The 18402-nt window shown below is 64.7% G+C and carries 18 protein-coding genes; 7 read left to right on the top strand and 11 right to left on the bottom strand.

The genetic code is table 11. From position 1 onward, the window contains the following. Positions 1–34: 34 nt before the first annotated feature. Complete coding sequence (locus EWE75_RS25015) at positions 35–361, bottom strand: hypothetical protein (RefSeq protein WP_165388346.1); 327 nt, start codon at positions 359–361, stop codon at positions 35–37. 163 nt (positions 362–524) lie between these two features. Here EWE75_RS25015 and EWE75_RS25530 point away from each other — a divergent pair, with 163 nt between their 5' ends. Together EWE75_RS25530 and galU are read left to right on the top strand one after the other, a co-directional pair. After that, a complete protein-coding gene (locus EWE75_RS25530) occupies positions 525–1931 on the top strand; it encodes a sugar transferase (RefSeq protein ID WP_130157289.1) in 1407 nt (468 codons plus the stop codon). 200 nt (positions 1932–2131) lie between these two features. Next, positions 2132–3004, top strand: coding sequence for a UTP--glucose-1-phosphate uridylyltransferase GalU (galU, locus tag EWE75_RS10815; protein ID WP_130157287.1), 873 nt, complete (start codon positions 2132–2134; stop codon positions 3002–3004). 134 nt (positions 3005–3138) lie between these two features. Here the strand turns inward: galU and EWE75_RS10810 are convergent, their stop codons facing one another. Beyond that, positions 3139–3972: a metallophosphoesterase family protein gene (locus EWE75_RS10810; protein ID WP_130157285.1), complete on the bottom strand. Its 834-nt coding sequence runs from the start codon at positions 3970–3972 to the stop codon at positions 3139–3141. A gap of 181 nt (positions 3973–4153) precedes the next feature. Between EWE75_RS10810 and EWE75_RS10805 the strand changes: the two genes are divergently transcribed. Continuing rightward, positions 4154–4624 carry a Fur family transcriptional regulator gene (locus tag EWE75_RS10805; protein ID WP_130157283.1) on the top strand — a complete coding sequence of 157 codons (471 nt, stop codon included), beginning with the start codon at positions 4154–4156 and terminating at the stop codon, positions 4622–4624. A 2-nt stretch (positions 4625–4626) separates the two neighbouring features. Here the strand turns inward: EWE75_RS10805 and EWE75_RS10800 are convergent, their stop codons facing one another. After that, positions 4627–5163, bottom strand: a complete 537-nt coding sequence (locus EWE75_RS10800) for a GNAT family N-acetyltransferase (RefSeq protein ID WP_130157281.1) — start codon at positions 5161–5163, stop codon at positions 4627–4629. Between the two features lie 96 nt (positions 5164–5259). Here EWE75_RS10800 and dxs point away from each other — a divergent pair, with 96 nt between their 5' ends. Both dxs and EWE75_RS25300 read left to right on the top strand, forming a co-directional pair. Further along, entirely contained in the window at positions 5260–7185 is a 1926-nt protein-coding gene (dxs, locus tag EWE75_RS10795; protein WP_130157279.1) for a 1-deoxy-D-xylulose-5-phosphate synthase, read from the top strand. Between the two features lie 198 nt (positions 7186–7383). Beyond that, positions 7384–8400 (top strand): transferrin-binding protein-like solute binding protein, encoded by a 1017-nt coding sequence (locus tag EWE75_RS25300; protein ID WP_206364743.1) that lies wholly within the window; start codon positions 7384–7386, stop codon positions 8398–8400. 59 nt (positions 8401–8459) lie between these two features. On the opposite strand, the gene hemW is transcribed toward EWE75_RS25300, so the two are convergent. Next, the gene (hemW, locus tag EWE75_RS10785; RefSeq protein ID WP_130157277.1) at positions 8460–9626 is read right to left on the bottom strand and encodes a radical SAM family heme chaperone HemW; all 1167 of its coding nucleotides are present in this window, start codon (positions 9624–9626) and stop codon (positions 8460–8462) included. 38 nt (positions 9627–9664) lie between these two features. Here hemW and EWE75_RS10780 point away from each other — a divergent pair, with 38 nt between their 5' ends. After that, entirely contained in the window at positions 9665–10210 is a 546-nt protein-coding gene (locus EWE75_RS10780) for a CAP domain-containing protein (RefSeq protein WP_130157275.1), read from the top strand. Positions 10211–10427: 217 nt separating this feature from the next. Here EWE75_RS10780 and EWE75_RS10775 read toward each other — a convergent pair whose 3' ends face one another. The 3 genes from EWE75_RS10775 to pepF form a co-directional block, all read right to left on the bottom strand. Next, positions 10428–11441: an energy transducer TonB gene (locus tag EWE75_RS10775; RefSeq protein WP_165388345.1), complete on the bottom strand. Its 1014-nt coding sequence runs from the start codon at positions 11439–11441 to the stop codon at positions 10428–10430. A 236-nt stretch (positions 11442–11677) separates the two neighbouring features. Next, positions 11678–11944 carry a DUF1294 domain-containing protein gene (locus EWE75_RS10770; protein ID WP_130157271.1) on the bottom strand — a complete coding sequence of 89 codons (267 nt, stop codon included), beginning with the start codon at positions 11942–11944 and terminating at the stop codon, positions 11678–11680. A 313-nt stretch (positions 11945–12257) separates the two neighbouring features. Beyond that, complete coding sequence (gene pepF / locus EWE75_RS10765; protein WP_130157269.1) at positions 12258–14117, bottom strand: oligoendopeptidase F; 1860 nt, start codon at positions 14115–14117, stop codon at positions 12258–12260. Positions 14118–14293: 176 nt separating this feature from the next. Between pepF and EWE75_RS10760 the strand changes: the two genes are divergently transcribed. Next, complete coding sequence (locus EWE75_RS10760; protein ID WP_130157267.1) at positions 14294–14821, top strand: hypothetical protein; 528 nt, start codon at positions 14294–14296, stop codon at positions 14819–14821. A gap of 37 nt (positions 14822–14858) precedes the next feature. Here the strand turns inward: EWE75_RS10760 and EWE75_RS10755 are convergent, their stop codons facing one another. The 4 genes from EWE75_RS10755 to groES all read right to left on the bottom strand — a co-directional run bounded on the left by EWE75_RS10755 (position 14859) and on the right by groES (position 18320). Next, positions 14859–15428: a Uma2 family endonuclease gene (locus EWE75_RS10755; protein ID WP_130157265.1), complete on the bottom strand. Its 570-nt coding sequence runs from the start codon at positions 15426–15428 to the stop codon at positions 14859–14861. Between the two features lie 77 nt (positions 15429–15505). Then, positions 15506–16069: a Uma2 family endonuclease gene (locus tag EWE75_RS10750; protein WP_130157263.1), complete on the bottom strand. Its 564-nt coding sequence runs from the start codon at positions 16067–16069 to the stop codon at positions 15506–15508. Positions 16070–16270: 201 nt separating this feature from the next. Continuing rightward, positions 16271–17917, bottom strand: a complete 1647-nt coding sequence (groL, locus tag EWE75_RS10745; RefSeq protein ID WP_130157261.1) for a chaperonin GroEL — start codon at positions 17915–17917, stop codon at positions 16271–16273. Positions 17918–18032: 115 nt separating this feature from the next. Further along, the gene (gene groES, locus EWE75_RS10740) at positions 18033–18320 is read right to left on the bottom strand and encodes a co-chaperone GroES (protein ID WP_069207177.1); all 288 of its coding nucleotides are present in this window, start codon (positions 18318–18320) and stop codon (positions 18033–18035) included. Positions 18321–18402 lie beyond the last annotated feature (82 nt).

Here is an 18402-nt window from a genome sequence, read left to right as displayed (position 1 = left end):
GCACTTGCCCGTTGGCATATCGGCGCCGACGCGCCTAGCCGCGCCGTCTGCGCGCATCCCACAACGCCAGCCCGCACAGCACACACGGCCATAACATCGTGTTGAACACATCCTGCTGCGTGTCGCGAATCTGCCAGGCCTGAAGAACCGGCCATGTCGCAGCGAGATCCATCGTTTCATTGAGCGCTTCGAGTATCGCAACCCCCGCCAAGGCCCATAGCGGGCCAAGCCGCTGGCGCGTTGCCAGCCGCAGCGCGATATAGATCGCAATGCCAAGATGGATATGGAGGATCGACCGGCCGAGTTCGCCGCGAGGTGCGACGAGATTCTTCAGCGCTTCGAAATCCGCGATACCGCTCATCTTCACCGTCTACCCGAGTGGGACTCCGCGCCGGGACCATAGCGGCGTCCGACCGTGGAACAACCGCCATATTGGAACGAGTTGATGCATCGCACCATTTATGGCATCCTTCGCACTAGCATCCTGCCGCCCCGTCGAGATCGAGAGAAGGGGATGAATTCGCGTGGCCACGTTCGAGAGCAAGCAGGGGGAGAGCGAACGCGTGTCGTTTGATCCGGTTGCGCTCGCGCCGCGCGGCATATCCAAGCAAATGATTCGCGGCCGCTTGGTGCTCTTGGTGCTCGCGGTCGATCTGGTCGCGATCGTCGCGCCGATCGTGTTCGCCGCCTGGGTGCATCTCGGCTATTTCTTCGGCGTGCGCGTGGTCAGCCTGCTCACGCTCGTGCTGCCGCTCTATTATCTCATCGCCTTGCAAATAAAGGCGTTTTCCCTCCGCAACATCATCAAGCCGCCGCGGAGCATGCGCAAGGCGTTCTCCGCGTTGCTCGGCGCTTATGCGATTGGGCTGGCGATAACCTTCGCCACCCGCTCGAACGAGGAATTGTCGCGGGTGCTGGTGGCGACCGGCTGCCTGCTGAGCGGCGTTTCGCTGATCCTCGCGCGCGCGATCTTCGCCGATCTGGCGGCGCGCGCGCTCGGCGGCACTCCGGCAACCGAGATCGTCATCGTCGACGGGGTCGAGCCGCCACCGCAATGCACGGCGACCCGTGTCGACGTGGAGGGCGCTGGCATCACCCCCAATCTCAACGATCCGATGATGCTGCACCGTATCGGCGAATGTGTGTTCCAGGCCGACCGCGTCATCATTTCCTGCCCGCCCGAGCGGCGCGGCAAATGGGCCTTGGCGCTCAAAGGCGCCGGCGTTCAGGTCGAGGTGCTCGCGCCCGAACTCGACGCCCTGGGTGCGATCGGCACGAGCCAATATCATGGTTTCGCGACTGCGGTGGTCGCGGTCGGGCCGCTTAGCGGTATCGACCGGGTTACCAAGCGGGTCTTCGACCTCATCGTGGCCGGCGGCATGTTGATCGGGCTGCTGCCGCTGCTGCTGATCGTCGCGATCGCGATCAAATGCGATTCGCGTGGGCCGATTCTGTTTGCGCAACAGCGCGTCGGGCAAGGCAACCGGCTGTTCCGCATGCTCAAGTTCCGCAGCATGTACGTCGCGCAGGCCGATGCCAGCGCCAGCCGCCTCGTCACGCGCGGCGACCCACGCGTGACGCGGGTCGGCTGGCTCATCCGCCAGACCAGCATTGACGAATTGCCACAGCTTTTGAACGTTTTGCGTGGCGAGATGAGTATCGTCGGCCCCCGCCCGCATGCGACCGGCGCGCTGGCTGGCCGCGCCCTCTATTGGGAGGTGTCGGCGCATTACTGGAACCGTCACGCTGTCAAGCCAGGGTTGACCGGACTCGCGCAGGTACGTGGGTTTCGCGGTAATACCGAGACCGGCGCCGATCTGCTCAACCGGCTTCAGGCCGATCTCGCCTATCTCGAATCGTGGACGGTGTGGCGCGACGTGATTCTGGTTTTGCAGACTTTCAAAGTGCTGATGCACCGCAATGCCTTTTAAGGGCGTCGCCACCAGCACAGCGGCATGTTCGTGTGGCTGAACAGTATCGCGCCGCAGCAAGAATACGGCATTTGGTGCCGGATCGGCGTTGTATGCCAATCGACAAGACGACACGTACCCCGGTATAGCCGTGGCAGCAGCGGCCCTGTTTCCGGCGGCGCACTTCACATATTTCATCGCGATTTCGGAGATAGATACGCATGACGATCAAGCCGGTGCGCAAGGCGGTTTTCCCGGTGGCGGGTCTAGGTACGCGGTTTCTGCCCGCGACCAAGGCGATGCCGAAGGAAATGCTGACCGTCCTCGACAAGCCCCTGATCCAATATGCGGTCGAGGAAGCGCTCGAAGCGGGAATCGAGCAGATCATCTTCGTCACCGGCCGCAACAAGTCCGCGCTGGAAGACCATTTCGATATTTCCTACGAGCTTGAGGACACGATGCGCCGTCGCGGCAAGTCGCTCGCCGTGGTCGAGAGCATTCGCATGAAGCCGGGTTCGCCCGTCTATGTCCGCCAGCAAGAGCCGCTGGGCCTGGGCCATGCGGTGTGGTGTGCGCGCGAGATCGTCGGCGACGAGCCGTTCGCGGTGCTGCTGCCCGACGAGTTGATGGCGGGCAAGCCGGGCTTCATGAAGCAGATGGTCGAGGCGTATCAGACGGTCGGCGGCAATGTCGTCGGCGCGCTCGAAGTGGCGCCGTCGGAAACGCACAAATATGGCATCATCTCGCCGGGCAAAATCGATGGTCGGCTGACCGAGGTAAAGGCGCTGGTCGAAAAGCCGGCGCAGGGCAGCGCGCCTTCGAACCTGATGATCCCGGGCCGCTACATCCTCCAGCCCGAAGTGATGCGTATTCTGGAGACTCAGGAAGCCGGCGCCGGTGGCGAGATCCAGTTGACCGACGCGATGCTGCAACTGATCGGTCGGCAGCCGTTCCACGGCTTCACCTTCGCCGGTGAGCGCTACGATTGCGGCGACAAGGCTGGCTTCATTCAGGCGAACCTCGCGCTTGCGTTGGCACATGCGGACATCGGCCCGAGTGTGCGCGCTTTCGCTACGGAACTGCTCGCGAAGTAAGCGGAATAAGGCGGTAAGGTCGCAGTCCCCGGACTCGTTCGAGGCACTGCGACCAACCCGCCCGAACCGTTCGCCCTGAGCGTGTCGAAGGACGTGCCTAAAGCGCTACGCGTATCGCACGTCGTTCGACACGCTCAGGACGAATGGGAGTGGAGATCAAGCCGCGCTGCGCTGCGCCGCGCCGGTTCGACGGCGGGCTTGGCGGCCGATTCGAAGAGCCACCGGCGCGTGCCGTCGATGCCGAGCACGGTGAGCCGGCCGCTATACACCGCTCCGGTATCGATGCCGATGCGGTTGGTGCGCAACTCCGGCTCTTCGGTCACGGTATGGCCGTGGACGATGACCCGACCGTGATCCACGCTACTTTCCAGGAACGGGCTGCGAATCCAGCGCAGATCGTTCTCGGATTGCTCGGCGAGCGGTACGCCCGGCCGGATGCCGGCATGAACGAAGACATAGTCGCCCCGAAACACCATTTCGTCGCAATCGTTGAGCAAAGCGAGATGGGCGGGCGGCACCAGCGCGCGCATCCGCTCGGCCAGCGCCTCGTTCGAGAGCGTGTCATATTCGTGGCGCGTGATGCCGTAACTGAACAGCGTTTCGCGGCCGCCGATCTTGATGAACATCGGCAGCAGATTGGCCTCGCCCTGCAGGACGCGCAGGAAGACTTCCTCGTGATTGCCGAGCAGCACGCTGATGCTGCGTCCGCTCGCACGCAGCGCGACGACACGCTCGACCACCGCCGCCGAATCAGGGCCGCGGTCGATCAGGTCGCCCAGGAAGATAATCTCGGACGGGTTGCCCGCGTTCTTAGCATCCTGTTCGGCGATTTGCTGGAGGACATCGTCGAGCAAGTCGCGCCGGCCGTGGATATCACCGATCGCGTACAGACGGGCGCCATAAGAGGCCGCCACCATCCGCCGTTCGGGCTGCCGCTCGCGGCGACGGTTGAGAAAGCGCGATAACATTTACGTCGAACACTTGCCTCGTCGATTGGTTCAGCCGGAACTGGCTTATCTCACGGATCGCCATGTTGCACTGCAATAGGACGAATTTTAACTGGCCTCAATCCCGTATCGGCAGGCCGCGACGAGAGCGCGACGGGCCGAGCGCCTTGCTCCGCACTGCAGGAAGGCCTATTTCCACATTATGGCGAGCCTTCATCATCATCAGGAACCGCACGGCGACGATCTCGCGCGCGCTGCACAGGACGCCCTCGTGCGTTCGGGCGAGCAATGGACGACGATGCGCGCGCACATCTTCACCGCACTGGCGAGCTTCGACAAGCCGGCGTCTGCCTATGACATCGCCGAAGCGGTTTCGAAGGCGGAGGGGCGTCGTGTCGCGGCCAATAGCGTGTACCGCATCCTCGACCTGTTCGTGTCCGCCAATCTGGCGCGGCGGGTGGAAAGCTCCAACGCCTATATCGCCAACGCGCATCCCGATTGCCTGCACGACTGCATCTTCCTGGTCTGCGACACCTGCGGTCAGACCACGCACCTCGACGACGACCGCATCACCAACGGCGTGCGCTCGGCGGCGGAGAAAGCCGGTTTTTCGCCAGAGCGCCCGGTGATCGAAGTGCGCGGCAAGTGCGCGGAGTGCGACGCGGCGAGCTGAGCCTAAAGCGCCTTGCCCATCCGCACGCCAGGCACCGGCACACCGCTGCCGTTCATCTTGTCGACCCGCTCGATCACGTCGTAACCGCAGGCGCGGTAGAGCGGCTCGCCCGCCAGCGTCGCCATCATCTCCGCACGCGCGAAACCAGCGCCCCGCGCGGCCTCCTCGCAAATGCGCAGGATCATCCGACCGATCCCGCGCCGGGTGAAATCGGGATCGGTGTACATCGCCCGAATGCGCGCGGCGTCAGTGGCCGGGTCGAGCACCGAGCCATCCCGGAGTGAGACGCTGTGATTGCCGCCGTACAAGGTCGCGCGAAAACTCCAGCCACCGCACCCGGCGATTTGACCGTCCACCATCACGACGAAATAGGTTCCGTCCTCAATCAGTTGCGTGTCCAGCCCCATGCTCAGCCGGCTCGCCGCAACCTGTTCCGGGGTGAGGAAATCGCTTTGCAGCGCAGCGATCGCGCGGTCCATCAGCGCGGCGATCGCGGGAATGTCGTCGGCGGTGGCGAGGCGGTGTGATGGATTTGACATGCAGCCGTTGTCCAATTGCAACGCACCGCGCGTCAAGTCGTGTGGACAACGATCGCAACAATCGACAGTCGCGCCGGGCTTCGCTAATGACGGCCGATGGTTGACGCTTCCACCACGCCGCTTCTCGACACCGTCGACACGCCCGCCGATCTCCGCAAGATCGCACCCGCCGATCTTCGCCAGCTCGCCGACGAGTTGCGCCAGGAAACGATCGCCGCTGTCGGCGTGACCGGGGGCCATCTCGGCTCAGGGCTGGGCGTGGTCGAACTGACCGTGGCGATTCACTACGTATTCGACACCCCGCGCGATCGGCTGGTCTGGGACGTCGGCCACCAATGCTATCCGCACAAGATTCTCACCGGCCGGCGCGACCGCATCCGCACGCTGCGCATGGGCGGTGGCCTGTCGGGCTTCACCAAGCGCAGCGAGAGCGAATATGATCCGTTCGGCGCGGCGCATTCGTCCACATCGATCTCGGCGAGCCTCGGCTTCGCGATCGCCAACAAGATCGCCGAACGGCCGGGCAAGGCGATCGCGGTGATCGGCGACGGCGCGATGTCGGCCGGCATGGCCTATGAGGCGATGAACAACGCCGAAGCCGCCGGTAACCGCCTGGTCGTGATCCTCAACGACAATGACATGTCGATCGCGCCGCCGGTCGGCGGCCTGTCCGCGTATCTGGCGCGGCTGGCGTCAAGCAAGGAATTCCTTGGCCTGCGCGATCTCGCCAAGCGCGTTGCCAAGCGGCTGCCGCGTCCGCTCGCGACCAGTCTCAGGAAGACCGACGAGTTCGCGCGCGGCATGGCGATGGGTGGCACGCTGTTCGAGGAGCTTGGCTTCTATTATGTCGGGCCGGTCGATGGTCACAATCTCGAGCAGCTCATCCCCGTGCTCGAGAATGTCCGTGACGCGGACAAAGGCCCGATCCTCGTCCATGTCGTGACGCAGAAGGGCAAGGGCTATGCGCCCGCTGAGGCCGCACCCGACAAATATCACGGCGTCCAGCGTTTCGATGTCATCACCGGCACGCAAGCCAAGGCGCCGCCGGGGCCGCCGCAATATCAGAACGTGTTCGGTCAGGCACTCGTCGAAGCGGCGAAGACCGATCCGACTATCGTCGCGATCACCGCGGCGATGCCCTCGGGCACCGGGCTCGACAAGTTCGCGAGCGCCTATCCAGAGCGTTTCTTCGACGTCGGCATCGCCGAGCAGCATGCCGTCACCTTCGCCGCCGGACTTGCCGCACAGGGGATGCGGCCGTTCTGCGCGATCTATTCGACCTTCCTCCAGCGCGCCTACGATCAGGTCGTGCATGACGTTGCGATCCAGAACCTGCCGGTCCGCTTCGCGATCGACCGCGCCGGGCTGGTCGGCGCGGACGGCGCGACGCATGCCGGCAGCTTTGACGTGTCCTATCTGGCGACCTTGCCCAATTTCGTGGTGATGGCGCCGTCGGACGAGGCCGAACTGGTGCATATGGTCCACACCGCCGTCGCGCATGACAGCGGGCCGATCGCGGTGCGCTATCCGCGTGGCAACGGTGTGGGGGTCGAACTGCCCGCGACGCCCGAGGTGCTGGAGATCGGTAAGGGCCGCATCGTCCGGCAGGGCCAGAAGGTCGCGATCCTGTCGCTCGGCACGCGATTGGGCGAGGCGCTCAAGGCGGCCGACGCACTCGATGCGCGCGGGCTGTCGACCACCGTCGCCGATTTGCGTTTCGCCAAGCCGCTCGACGAGGCGCTGATCCGCAAGTTGCTGACGACGCACGAAGTCGCGATCACGATCGAGGAGGGTTCGATCGGCGGGTTTGGTGCCCATGTGCTGACGTTCGCGTCGGACAACGGCCTGATCGACGCCGGCCTCAAGCTGCGCACGTTGCGCTTGCCCGATACCTTCCAGGATCAGGACAAGCCCGAGGTGCAATATGCCCAGGCGGGACTCGACGCGGATGCGATCGTCGATTCGGTGCTGAAGGCGCTGCGCTACAATTCGGACGGTGTCGTCGAGAGCGCGCGGGCGTAACAGCCCGCTCACCGCAGCGCGGGGTTCCGGTGGTGTCCAGATCGAGTGCGCTCCGCGAGTGGGCGCTCGACGTTTTTGGTCCGCCCGGCCTGAATGGCGCCACCGTCATGCGGCTCCGATTCGTTCTTCCGCAAGCCTTGTAACCAGATAGGTTTCATGTCACGTTGCCCTAGGGCATGATTTCCGGGGGGGAGTTTTATGGCGCGCCGCTGGGGTATCGCGGGCATTTTGTTGCTGTCGGCATGTGGAGCAGATGGGGGGGCGACTTCGACGCCGGTTGTTTCAGCCCCGACGCCGACGCCGACGCCGACGCCGACGCCGACGCCGACGCCCACCTCCACTCCCACCCCGACGCCTTCACCAACCGCCACGCCGACGCCCGCCTCTTATTTGACGTTCGATGGCATCACCAAGCGTACGATCCTGCTTACCACCGGGAGCGGATTTAGCTCTCCTTTAGAGAGCGGCCTGTCGAGCTATACAGCACTGGAAACGGTCGTGCCCTTCGGCGGCGTGGGGTCTCCGACACTCGACTACATCCCGAGCGCAACCAGGATTACGGTGGTTGATGGCGCCCTTAAAGAAGGGTTCTTAGCTGAGGATGTCGATACTCGCGCTCCGCAAGGCACGCGGCGTTGGATCAGATCGAATGGGAATACGCTTGAGGTCATCACTCCGGCCACGTCGGGCGGGCATCTGGAGTATGTCCGGTTCGTCAATCACGTCACGCTGGACAGAAAATACAATCCGTTTGGTTTTCTATTGACCGGCATTCCGACGCTGGCCGCAGATGTCCCGAAGAGCGGCTCCGCGACGTATTCGCGAACCGTTGTGAGTGGACGCGCAATCACCGTGGCGAAAGGCAGTTCGACGCAGACGATCTATTCGCTAGATCATAGCACTATTACCATCAAGATTGATTTCACGCAGCAGCGGATCACCGCCAACCTCGTGTTGATCGGCACCCCAATGTCCGGTGGCGCGGATGTTCGAATTACGACTCTGGCTGGATCGATCAATTTCGATGGCACTGACAACGGCATCGCACCTAAAGCGGGCCCCTATAGCAGCGATATCAATCGGTTCGCGTCTTTCGCCGGGGCGTTCTTTGGTCCCGGCGGCATGGAAGTTGGAGCTTTGTACAATGCGGCGATCTCCAACAACGCTGCCACTTCGACAGTCTTCGTGGTGGCCTTCATCGGCGGCGGCAAATGATGGTTCCGGTTGGGAACCCGGAAGGGTTCCTGCGTCGCGTGGCTGGCGCTATCGGAAGGTCATGATTCCGATCCATCGAGCACCACGAGCGGAAGGATCGCGTCGAGCAGCAGCATTCCGGCCTCGGTGACGGCGAGTCGATCGTCGGCGCGCGTGAGCAGTCCTTGCGCCGCGAGCCTCGTCGCCGTCGCTTCATCGATCAGGTCCGCGATCGGCGCCGCGCCAAGGCGCGCGATGCGCGTGAGGTCGATCCCCTCGCGCAACCGCAAGCCCATCAGCAGCGCTTCCTTGGCGCGCTCGCTTGGCGCGAGCGCGTCCTCGATCTGCGCGCCGTGGCCGTTGCGGGCGACCGCGCCGAGCCAGTTCTCTGGCTTCTTGTGGCGCGCGGTGGCGAGGCCGGCGCGGCGGCCGTGGGCGCCGGGGCCGATGCCGGCGTAATCCTGATAGCGCCAGTAGACGAGGTTGTGGCGGCTCTCCGCGCCCGGCCGCGCGTGGTTCGATATCTCATAGGCCGGTAGCCCCGCCGCCGCCGTGATCGCGCGTGTCGTCTCGAACAGGTCGGCGGCGGCGTCTTCGTTCGGGATGGTCAGCCGCCCCGCCGCCGCTTCTGTCGCGAAGCGCGTGCCGGGTTCGATGGTGAGTTGGTAGAGCGACAGATGCTCGGTGCCGAAGCCGAGCGCGCGGCGCAGTTCCGCTTCCCATGCGGCGAGGCTCTGGCCGGGCCGGGCGTAGATCAGGTCGAAGCTGACCCGCGCGAACGCGGCCTGTGCGGTGGCCAGCGCGGCCAGCCCTTCATCCACGCCATGCGCGCGGCCGAGGAAGCGCAAAGCTTCGTCATCGAGCGCCTGCAACCCCAGCGAGACGCGGTTGATCCCCGCCGCCGCCAGATCGGCGAAGCGTGCCGCTTCGACCGAGGAGGGATTCGCCTCCAGCGTGATCTCGATATCGTCGGTGAATCCCCACGCGCGCTCCGCCGCCGCGAGGATCGCCGCGACGGTCGCGGGCGGCATCAGCGAGGGTGTGCCGCCGCCGAAGAAGATCGACCCGAGCCGCCGCCCCGGCAGCGCGCGTGCCTCATAGGCGAGATCGGCGAGCAGCGCGTCGCGCCAGGCGATCTGATCGACGCTCTCGCGGACGTGGCTGTTGAAATCGCAATACGGACATTTCGAGACGCAGAACGGCCAATGGACATATAGAGCGAGTGGCGGCGTTTGGTCGGCGGTCATATCGCGGGCCTATGCGCGTGTGCGGAGGAAGTGGAAAGATGCGGATCGTCGTGATGCTGGCGCTGCTGCTCGCGGCGTGTTCGCCGCCCGGGCCACCGCGCATCGTCGAGGCGCGGCTGAAGGAGCAGCCGGCGCGGGGGCTGAGCTTGCTGCGGCAAGCGATGCTCGACGGCCACAATCGCGCGCGCGCGGCGGTCGGCGTCGCGCCGCTGCTGTGGGACGACGCGCTCGCGGCGCACGCACTCACCTATGCCCGCACGCTCGCCGCCGAACACCGCTTCGAACATGCCGTGCAGCCGATGGGGCCGGGTCGCGAGGGCGAGAATCTGTGGACCGGCACGCGCGGCGCGTATCGCTATGACGAGATGGTCGGCGGCTTCGTTGATGAGAAGCGCGTCTTCCGCAACGGCGTGACGCCCGATTTCAGCACGACCGGCAAATGGGAGGACGTCGCGCACTACACGCAGATCGTGTGGCGCGGCACGACCCGCTTCGGCTGCGCGCTGGCGAGCAATGAACGCGACGACTATCTGGTGTGCCGCTATACGCCGCCGGGCAATGTGGTGGGCGAGGTTGCGTTCTGACGTACGGCGGCCGTCGCAAGCGTGGCAAAGGTTGTCCACAGAAGGCATCGTGCGGGAGTGTCACTTTTGGGCGTGGCTGACGGCTGGTGAGGTCCCTTGCGGAAGCCGTTACGGTTGGCGCTGACACTGTCAAAGAGCGGGCCAGCCATATGCCAAAAGCGGTGCGTGTAGGACAGGTCGGCTGACGCGGAAGCGCACCGTGACGTCGTGGCGGGGATCACTCCGCAGGTTTCTCCTTTGGCAGCCGGAATTGCACGCGGCTCACGCAGCCGCGATGCCCGACGTCGCCCTCAACCACTCTGGCTTGGGAGATCGCTTCCATCGCGGCCTGTCCGAAGCCGGCGGCCGGTTCGGCGGCGAGCACCCGGACGTTACCGACCGCGCCCCAGGGTGCCGTGTCGAAGCCGATGATCGCATAACCTTCGATCCGTCGCGCGGCGAACGGGCCGGGATAGGCCTTGCCGTTGAGCAGCGACGGGATGGTCTTCGGGTCGATCGCGCAGGCCGGAAGCGCATCCGTGTCTTTCGGAGCGTCCGCCGGGAGCGCCGGTGCCGCGATGGGTTGGTTGCCAAGCCGGTAGAAGTGGAACGTGCAACCGCGCGATGCCTTTCCCGGTGCGTAGCGATTGCCGCGCAGTGCCTTGACGCTCGCGCTGTCGAGCGCGGCGTTTTGAGACGAGCCAACCACATGGACGTTCTGCGTCCGTCCGGTCGCGTCGACATCGAAGCTGAGGAACGACCATGACCGCGTGCCCGAGGCTTGCGCGATCGCTTCGAAGGCCGGGTAATTCAGGCGGCGCGGCGATCCGGGGCCGCGCGCGCAATCGCCGTCGGCACCGAGCCGCTCATAAATCTCGCTCGCGGCCGGACCCGGAACCGGGGCGCTCGCGGCTGCGTAAAGGGAGGCGAGGGGGGCGTCGGGAACCGGCACGAACGCGACCGTGTAGGTTATCCCGCATGTCCGTTGCGGCATCCCCGGCGCGAAGCGAGACGCCGCGAGGGCGGGCGCGAGGTCGGTCGTGTCGATGAAGAAACCGGGGAAGATCGGCGGACTGGACTGGATATCGACCGCACGCCCGTCCTGATCGATCGCGAACGTCAGGGCATAGGATGGCGCCGTTGTCGGCGCGTCCCGACCGAACCATTTGGTGCTGGTGGCAAACGGCACTTCGAGATGGGTTGGCGACACGGGACCACCCGCGCACAGGATCGTACCGGGCGTCAGGCGCACGATTTCACCCGGCCTTTGACCGGATGGGAGTATCGGGCCGTGAAGCGGCGGCGGGGGTGGTGGGGGTGGAACGGTCACGGCGCCCTCCGACTCGATTGCGGTGCGGGGCGACGATAGCAGCATCGGTATGCGCGCCAATCCCATATGGGTGGCGATCGGTCGCTGGTGAGCACGGTAATCGCGGTTAGGAACGACTGGGTCTGGTGGCAAGCGGTCGTGGCCTGCGGCCACGCGCATCAGAACAAAAGCAGAGCGCCGCCAGCGCCGACCTGAGCCGCAGCGATGACCATCAACTGCGTTGAGAACGGCTGCTTGCGCGTCTTGTGTCGAAAGAGATGGCGGGCTGCAAACGCACCGGGTGAACCGCCGATGAGCGCTAACCCCAGCAAACTCGCCTCCGGTATCCGACGGCCACCTGCACGAGCCCGCGCCTTATCCTGCCAAAAACGCAAAACCGTCCAGGCGTTTACGAGAACAATCCAGCAGAGCGCGGCGGCGAGCATGAGCACCTTTTAGTTGGCACTTACTAAAGACCCGTAATCAGCAGCGAGGGGCAGAAAGTGGGGCGAAACGCGACATTGCACATACAGTTCGGGCGGCGCTTCGGTGTGTGAGGATCACGAACGCGTGTGCGCCGGATCGAGAGCCTGTATCGCGACGCGGGTCTCGCCGGGGCCGTCCTTTCATAAGCCGGCGGACATGCCCCGGCAGGTCCAGGATCGTCGGTGTCGATCCGGCCCGCTCATTTCGATACGCCCCTCGCGCTATTCGGCGGCTACCCCGGACGAGCGGCGCTACAGGCGCCCCGCTCGGGCCTCACGCCATCAGCGCTTCGCACTGATCGAGCGTATCCTTGAAGGTCGCGATGATCGCCTGATACGGGGTGGCGCTCGCCATATCGAGCCCGGCGCGCTTGAGGATGTCGACGGCATAGTCCGATCCGCCTGCCTTCAGCACGGTGAGATAATTGTCGCGTTCCTTGGCACCGCCCTTGAGGATGGCGCGCGCGAAATAGGATGCCGCCGAGATCGAGGTGGCATATTGGTAGACGTAGAAGCTCGTATAGAAATGCGGGATATACGCCCATTCCGAGCCGTACGTGTCGGCGATGGCGACGTTCGGGCCGTGATAGCGGCGCAGCAGATCGAGGTAGAGTTTGGTCAGTGTCTCGCCTGACAGACCCTCGCCCGCCTCGGCCTTGTCGTGGACGAGCAGTTCGAACTCGCCGAACATCGCCTGCCGGTAGAAGGTGCCGCGGATCGATTCGAGCTGCTGGCCGAGGTAGAACAATTTCTCCTGCTTGGTCTTGGCGCGCGCGACCATATAGGCGGCGAGGAGCTGTTCGTTGCAGGTCGAGGCGATCTCGGCGAGGAAGATCGGGTAGTTGGTTTTCTCGTACACGTTATTCTTGTTGGCGAGCAATGTGTGCATCGCATGGCCCCATTCGTGTGCGTAGGTCGTCATCCCATCGTAATTCTCACCGAGGTTGAGCAGCAGATAGGGGTGGACGTCGAACGCCGCGCCGGGGTTCATGTACGCGCCCGATTTCTTGCCGGGGCGCGGCAGCGGGTCCATCCATTTCTTAGCGGTGGCTTCGGCGAAGAGCGCGCCATATTCGGGGCCGAGCGGCTTGAGCGCCTCGATCGTGGTGGCGCGCATCTCGGGCACGGTGACTTTCTTGTCGAGCTGAACGAGCGGCGGATAGATGTCGTAATAGGCCATGTCGGGCAGCTTGAGCAGCTTGCGGCGCAGCTCGAAATAGCGGTGGAGCTGGGGCAGGCCGGCGTTGGTTTCCTTGACGAGCGCGCGGTACACCGCCTCGGGCACATTGCCGCTCGACAGGTACATCGCCAGCGAGGTCGGATATTTGCGCGCCTTCTTGGTGAAGACGTCGGCCTTCACATGGCTGAGGTAGGCGGTGCCGAGCGACGCCTGGAACTTGCCATATTGTGCCCAGAACGTGTCGAACACCAGTTTGCGGTCGGCGCGATCGGGCGCGTCGCGGTTGAGCGTATAGGCCTGATCGTCGAGCCGCACCGCCTTGCCGGTCGACAGCGTGACGGTCGGCCACGGGATGTCCGAGGCGACGAGCTGTTCACGAATGTCGCGCGGGCCGCTGAACGGCGCGGACGTGCCGGCGAGCAGCACTTCGCCCTCGGGCGACAGCGTGTGCGCTTCCTGCCGCAGAATGTCGGCGAGTTGGAAGTCGAAATGCTGTTTGAGCGTCGCGTTGGCGGCGACGAACTGGTCGATCCTGGCCTTGCCGACGCTGAGGATTTCGGGCGCGACCCAGGAGGTCGCCTCGCCGAACGCGGTGTAGAGATCGGTGGCGAGCGCCTCCTTTTCCTGATTGGCCGAAGCGCGCAGATCGGCATCGGCCTTGAGGCTGGCGTAGACGTAGACGCGCGAGATGGTGCGATCGAGCTTGGTCTGCTCCGACAGCGCCGCCGCCAGCGCATCGGCACTGGTGCCGAGCGTGCCCTTGAACTTGGCGAAGCCGGGCAGTTCGGCGAGCGCCTGTTTGCGCGCGGCGTCCCATGCGGCATCGTTGGGAAACAGGTCGGTCAGATCCCACGCAGCGCCGCCAACGGGGGCCTGCGCGAAGGCGGGCAACGCGGCGGCGAGCGTGGCGAGGCTGGCGGTGGCGATCGCCGCGCGGCGGGTGAGGTCTGGCATGGATGGTCCCCAAGAACGTGATGAGCGGATGATGCCAAAGCGCCGGGTGCTTGGCTAGGGTAGGGCACCGGACGCTGGTAGAGCGCCGCGCGCAAATTATTGTGTCGGACGTGTAACCAAATTGGTCGGACGGGCGTTCCGACCAGCATCAACCTCATCCAACAGGGATATGGATCATGCGAGTCATCCCAACGTTCGTCATCGCCGGTCTGCTCGTCGCGCCGGTTACCGCCACAACCGCGCAGCAGAACAACAACAGCCTCGGCCGTGCCGTCACCCAGCCGCTGCGCGATGTGCGGATCAAGGACGAAAAGATCCCGGCGGTGTTGCAGCGCGCCGCCTCGGCGCCGTATTCCGCGTTCGGTACGCAAAGCTGCGCCGCGATCACCGCGCAGATCCGCGATCTGAGCGGCGCGCTCGGTGCCGATGTCGATACGCCCGCCAAGAAAAAGGGCGAGGGGTCCGCGATCGCGGCAACCGGCGCGCGCGCCGTGGTCAGCACGCTGATCCCCGGCCTCGGGCTGGTGCGCGTCATCACCGGCGCCGACAAGGTGCAGCGCCGCGCCGAGGCGGCGGTCTATGCCGGCGCAGTGCGGCGCGGGTATCTGAAGGGTATCGGTCTGGCGAAGCGCTGCCGCGTGCCGGCCGCGCCGACGGCGGCTGCGCTGGCCGACCGGCCGGAGTTGCTGGCGGCGGATCAGTAAGCACTGGCTACGAGACCCGCTCGCGGCGGGCGGGTCGTCAGTCGCGCGCGAAGATCTCGGCGTGGGGCAGGGTGATGCCGAGCGCGGGTAGTGGCACGTCGGCTCCGGTTGGGAGCCAAGTGTCGGCCCAATCGTCGCCGGCCACGCGACGCACGATCCGCACCCGCTCGCTGCCGGTATCGACGAGGACGATCGCCTGGACGCCGGCAAGCGCGCGATATTCGAGCAGCTTCACCTTCTGGTCGTAAGACGATGTCGAAGGGGATAGCACTTCGAAGACAACATGCGGATCGCCGAGCAGCTTCTTGCGGGCGTTCTCGGGCGCGCTGGGATTGTTGCAATAGACGCTGACGTCGGGGAGGCGGACGGTGCGTTCGTCCGTGCGAGTCGCGAAGTCTGAGCCATAGGGACGGCATCCCGAACCGCGCAGTGCAGGGCCGAGAAAGATGAGGATATTCGCCGCGATGCGGGCATGCTCCTCGCTGCCGCCGGCCATCATATAGATCAGCCCGTCTTCGAGTTCGGCCTTTGCGCCACCGAAATCCATTTCGAGGAATTCCTCGACCGATACGCGACGATAGGACGGGTCTAGCGCGACTTGAGCCATGTCGGCAGTGTAGCAGAGAGTGGGGTATAGACAAAGGGCCGGGGGGCATTCGAGACCCGTTCATGTCGGGCGGGCCTTCAATCGCGTGCGAAGATTTCCGCGTGGGGCAGGGTGATGCCGAGCGAGGGGAGCGCGACATCCTGCGGTTGTGCGAACAGATCGTCACGCCATGAGGTCGGACCGAGGCGCTGGACGACGCGCGCCAGTTCGCTGACCGGATTGACGAAGACGATCGTGTCGATCGACTCCAACCGGCGATATTCGTCGAGTTTTTTGCCCACGTCGTTCGCCTCGGTCGAGGGTGACAGCACTTCGAAGATGACCTTCGGCCGTTCGAACAGTTGCAGGGTATCGGTCTCCGGCAGCGGCGGTTCGTCGCACATCACGCTGACGTCTGGATAGCGTAGGTTGATGTCGTCGATGCGGATGGCGGCGTCGGAGCCATAGGGTCTACATCCCGAGCCCCGCAGCGCGGCATGAAGATAGGCGTAGATATTGCCGGCGACGCGGGCATGCGCTCGTGTTCCGCCCGTCATCATCTGGATGACGCCATCGACCAGCTCGAACTTCTTGTCCGTGCCGAAATCGAGCGACAGGAACGTCTCGACCGTGATCGGCTGGTAGGCGGGCTCGTGTCGCATCGTCACCTCTCGGGGAGAGTATAGCGCATGGCGCGTTCACGCACAAAGGGCCGGGGGAGCGATCCCCCGGCCCTTCGTTTTGCGTTGACCGGCGCGGGCGAAGCCCGCGCTGGGCGTCGGACGGGATCGTCGGCTTTGCCGCCGACCCGCCGGCCGTTCTGATTTTCTGTCCGGGGCAGCTTTCGCTGCCCCGGTCGAAAATCAGAAGTCCATGCCGCCCATACCGCCCATGCCGCCGCCGCCGCCCATCGGCATTGCGGGCTTGTCCTCCGGCAGCTCGCTCACGGCCGCTTCGGTCGTGATGAGCAGGCCGGCGACCGAGGCCGCGTTCTGGAGCGCGGTGCGGACGACCTTGGTCGGGTCGATCACGCCGGCAGCGACGAGGTTCTCGTACACGTCGGTCGAAGCGTTGAAGCCGAACGAGGTATCGTCCTGGTCGAGCAGCTTGCCCGAGACGACCGCGCCGTCATGGCCAGCGTTCTGAGCGATCTGGCGAACCAGTGCGGTCAGCGACTTGCGGACGATGTCCACGCCGCGGGTCTGGTCCTCGTTCGCGCCGGTCAGGCCGTTGAGGGCCTTCGTTGCGTAGAGGAGGGCCGTGCCGCCGCCGGGGACGATGCCTTCTTCGACGGCTGCGCGGGTTGCGTGCAGTGCGTCGTCGACGCGATCCTTGCGCTCCTTGACTTCGACTTCCGAAGCGCCGCCGACCTTGATGACGGCCACGCCGCCAGCGAGCTTGGCGAGACGCTCCTGGAGCTTCTCACGATCGTAATCGCTGGTCGTGATTTCGATCTGCTGACGGATCGCGTCGGTGCGGCCCTTGATCGCATCGGCTTCACCAGCACCATCGACGATGGTGGTGTTGTCCTTGTCGATCGTGACGCGCTTGGCGGTGCCGAGCATGCCGAGCGTGACGCTCTCGAGCTTGATGCCGAGGTCTTCCGAGATCACTTCGCCCTTGGTCAGGACGGCGATGTCCTCGAGCATCGCCTTGCGGCGATCACCGAAGCCCGGCGCCTTGACGGCTGCGACCTTGAGGCCGCCGCGCAGCTTGTTGACGACGAGCGTGGCCAGAGCCTCGCCCTCAATGTCCTCTGCGATGATGAGCAGCGGACGACCCGACTGAACGACGGCTTCGAGGATCGGCAGGATCGCCTGCAGGTTCGAGAGCTTCTTCTCGTGGATCAGGATGTACGGATCGGCGAGCTCGACCGTCATCTTCTCGGGGTTGGTGATGAAGTAGGGCGAGAGGTAGCCGCGGTCGAACTGCATGCCTTCGACGACGTCGAGCTCGAAATCGAGACCCTTGGCTTCCTCGACGGTGATGACGCCTTCCTTGCCGACCTTCTCCATCGCTTCCGCGATCTTCTCGCCGACTTCACGGTCGCCGTTGGCGGAGATGATGCCGACCTGAGCGACTTCGGCCGAACCCGAAACGGGCTTCGAGCGCGACTTGATGTCCTCGACGACCTTGATGACGGCGAGATCGATGCCGCGCTTCAGGTCCATCGGGTTCATGCCGGCCGCGACCGACTTCATGCCTTCGCGGACGATCGCCTGAGCCAGAACGGTCGCGGTGGTCGTGCCGTCGCCAGCGACGTCATTAGTCTTCGAGGCGACTTCGCGCACCATCTGCGCGCCCATGTTCTCGAACTTGTCCTTGAGTTCGATTTCCTTGGCGACGGTGACGCCGTCCTTGGTGATGCGCGGTGCGCCGAACGACTTGTCGATGACGACGTTGCGGCCCTTCGGCCCGAGCGTGACCTTCACCGCATCGGCGAGGATATCGACGCCGCGCAGGATGCGCTCGCGCGCGTCACGGCTGAATTTTACGTCCTTGGCTGCCATTGTATCTAGCCTTTCAAAAATATCGTCATCCCAGCGAAAGCTGGGATCTTATGGGGCTGGGCGTATTCCCTGGCCCCGGGGAGACCCCAGCTTACGCTGGGGTGACGGAATGGGATCAGCCGACAATCCCCAGAATGTCCGACTCTTTCATGATGAGCAGGTCTTCACCGTCGACCTTGACCTCGGTGCCCGACCATTTGCCGAACAGGATCTTATCGCCGGCCTTGACGTCGAGCGGCGTGACCTTGCCGTCTTCCGCCTTGGTGCCGGTGCCGACGGCGACGACTTCGCCCTCTTGCGGCTTTTCCTTGGCGGTGTCGGGGATGATGATCCCGCCAGCCGTCTTTTCCTCGGCCTCGACGCGCTTCACGAGAACGCGGTCGTGCAATGGACGAAAGTTCATACACTGTCCCTTTTCATAGAACATGGGGAATGGTTGTTAGCACTCGCCAAAGGTGAGTGCCAGCGGTGCTCATATGTGCCTG

Origin of the sequence: Sphingomonas populi (genome assembly GCF_004208535.1) — a bacterium.
Classification (GTDB): domain Bacteria; phylum Pseudomonadota; class Alphaproteobacteria; order Sphingomonadales; family Sphingomonadaceae; genus Sphingomonas; species Sphingomonas populi.
This window is presented reverse-complemented; position numbering and strand designations above follow the sequence as displayed.

Coding starts and splice junctions, on each gene's coding strand:
- EWE75_RS25015 (WP_165388346.1), bottom strand. CDS start 361: ATGAGCGGTATCGCGGATTTCGAAGCGCTGAAGAATCTCGTCGCACCT.
- hemW (WP_130157277.1), bottom strand. CDS start 9,626: ATGACCGCCGACCAAACGCCGCCACTCGCTCTATATGTCCATTGGCCG.
- pepF (WP_130157269.1), bottom strand. CDS start 14,117: ATGCCAGACCTCACCCGCCGCGCGGCGATCGCCACCGCCAGCCTCGCC.
- EWE75_RS10810 (WP_130157285.1), bottom strand. CDS start 3,972: ATGTTATCGCGCTTTCTCAACCGTCGCCGCGAGCGGCAGCCCGAACGG.
- EWE75_RS25300 (WP_206364743.1), top strand. CDS start 7,384: ATGGCGCGCCGCTGGGGTATCGCGGGCATTTTGTTGCTGTCGGCATGT.
- EWE75_RS10750 (WP_130157263.1), bottom strand. CDS start 16,069: ATGCGACACGAGCCCGCCTACCAGCCGATCACGGTCGAGACGTTCCTG.
- EWE75_RS10780 (WP_130157275.1), top strand. CDS start 9,665: ATGCGGATCGTCGTGATGCTGGCGCTGCTGCTCGCGGCGTGTTCGCCG.
- EWE75_RS10760 (WP_130157267.1), top strand. CDS start 14,294: ATGCGAGTCATCCCAACGTTCGTCATCGCCGGTCTGCTCGTCGCGCCG.
- EWE75_RS10800 (WP_130157281.1), bottom strand. CDS start 5,163: ATGTCAAATCCATCACACCGCCTCGCCACCGCCGACGACATTCCCGCG.
- dxs (WP_130157279.1), top strand. CDS start 5,260: ATGGTTGACGCTTCCACCACGCCGCTTCTCGACACCGTCGACACGCCC.
- EWE75_RS10805 (WP_130157283.1), top strand. CDS start 4,154: ATGGCGAGCCTTCATCATCATCAGGAACCGCACGGCGACGATCTCGCG.
- galU (WP_130157287.1), top strand. CDS start 2,132: ATGACGATCAAGCCGGTGCGCAAGGCGGTTTTCCCGGTGGCGGGTCTA.
- EWE75_RS10755 (WP_130157265.1), bottom strand. CDS start 15,428: ATGGCTCAAGTCGCGCTAGACCCGTCCTATCGTCGCGTATCGGTCGAG.
- groES (WP_069207177.1), bottom strand. CDS start 18,320: ATGAACTTTCGTCCATTGCACGACCGCGTTCTCGTGAAGCGCGTCGAG.
- EWE75_RS10770 (WP_130157271.1), bottom strand. CDS start 11,944: ATGCTCGCCGCCGCGCTCTGCTGGATTGTTCTCGTAAACGCCTGGACG.
- groL (WP_130157261.1), bottom strand. CDS start 17,917: ATGGCAGCCAAGGACGTAAAATTCAGCCGTGACGCGCGCGAGCGCATC.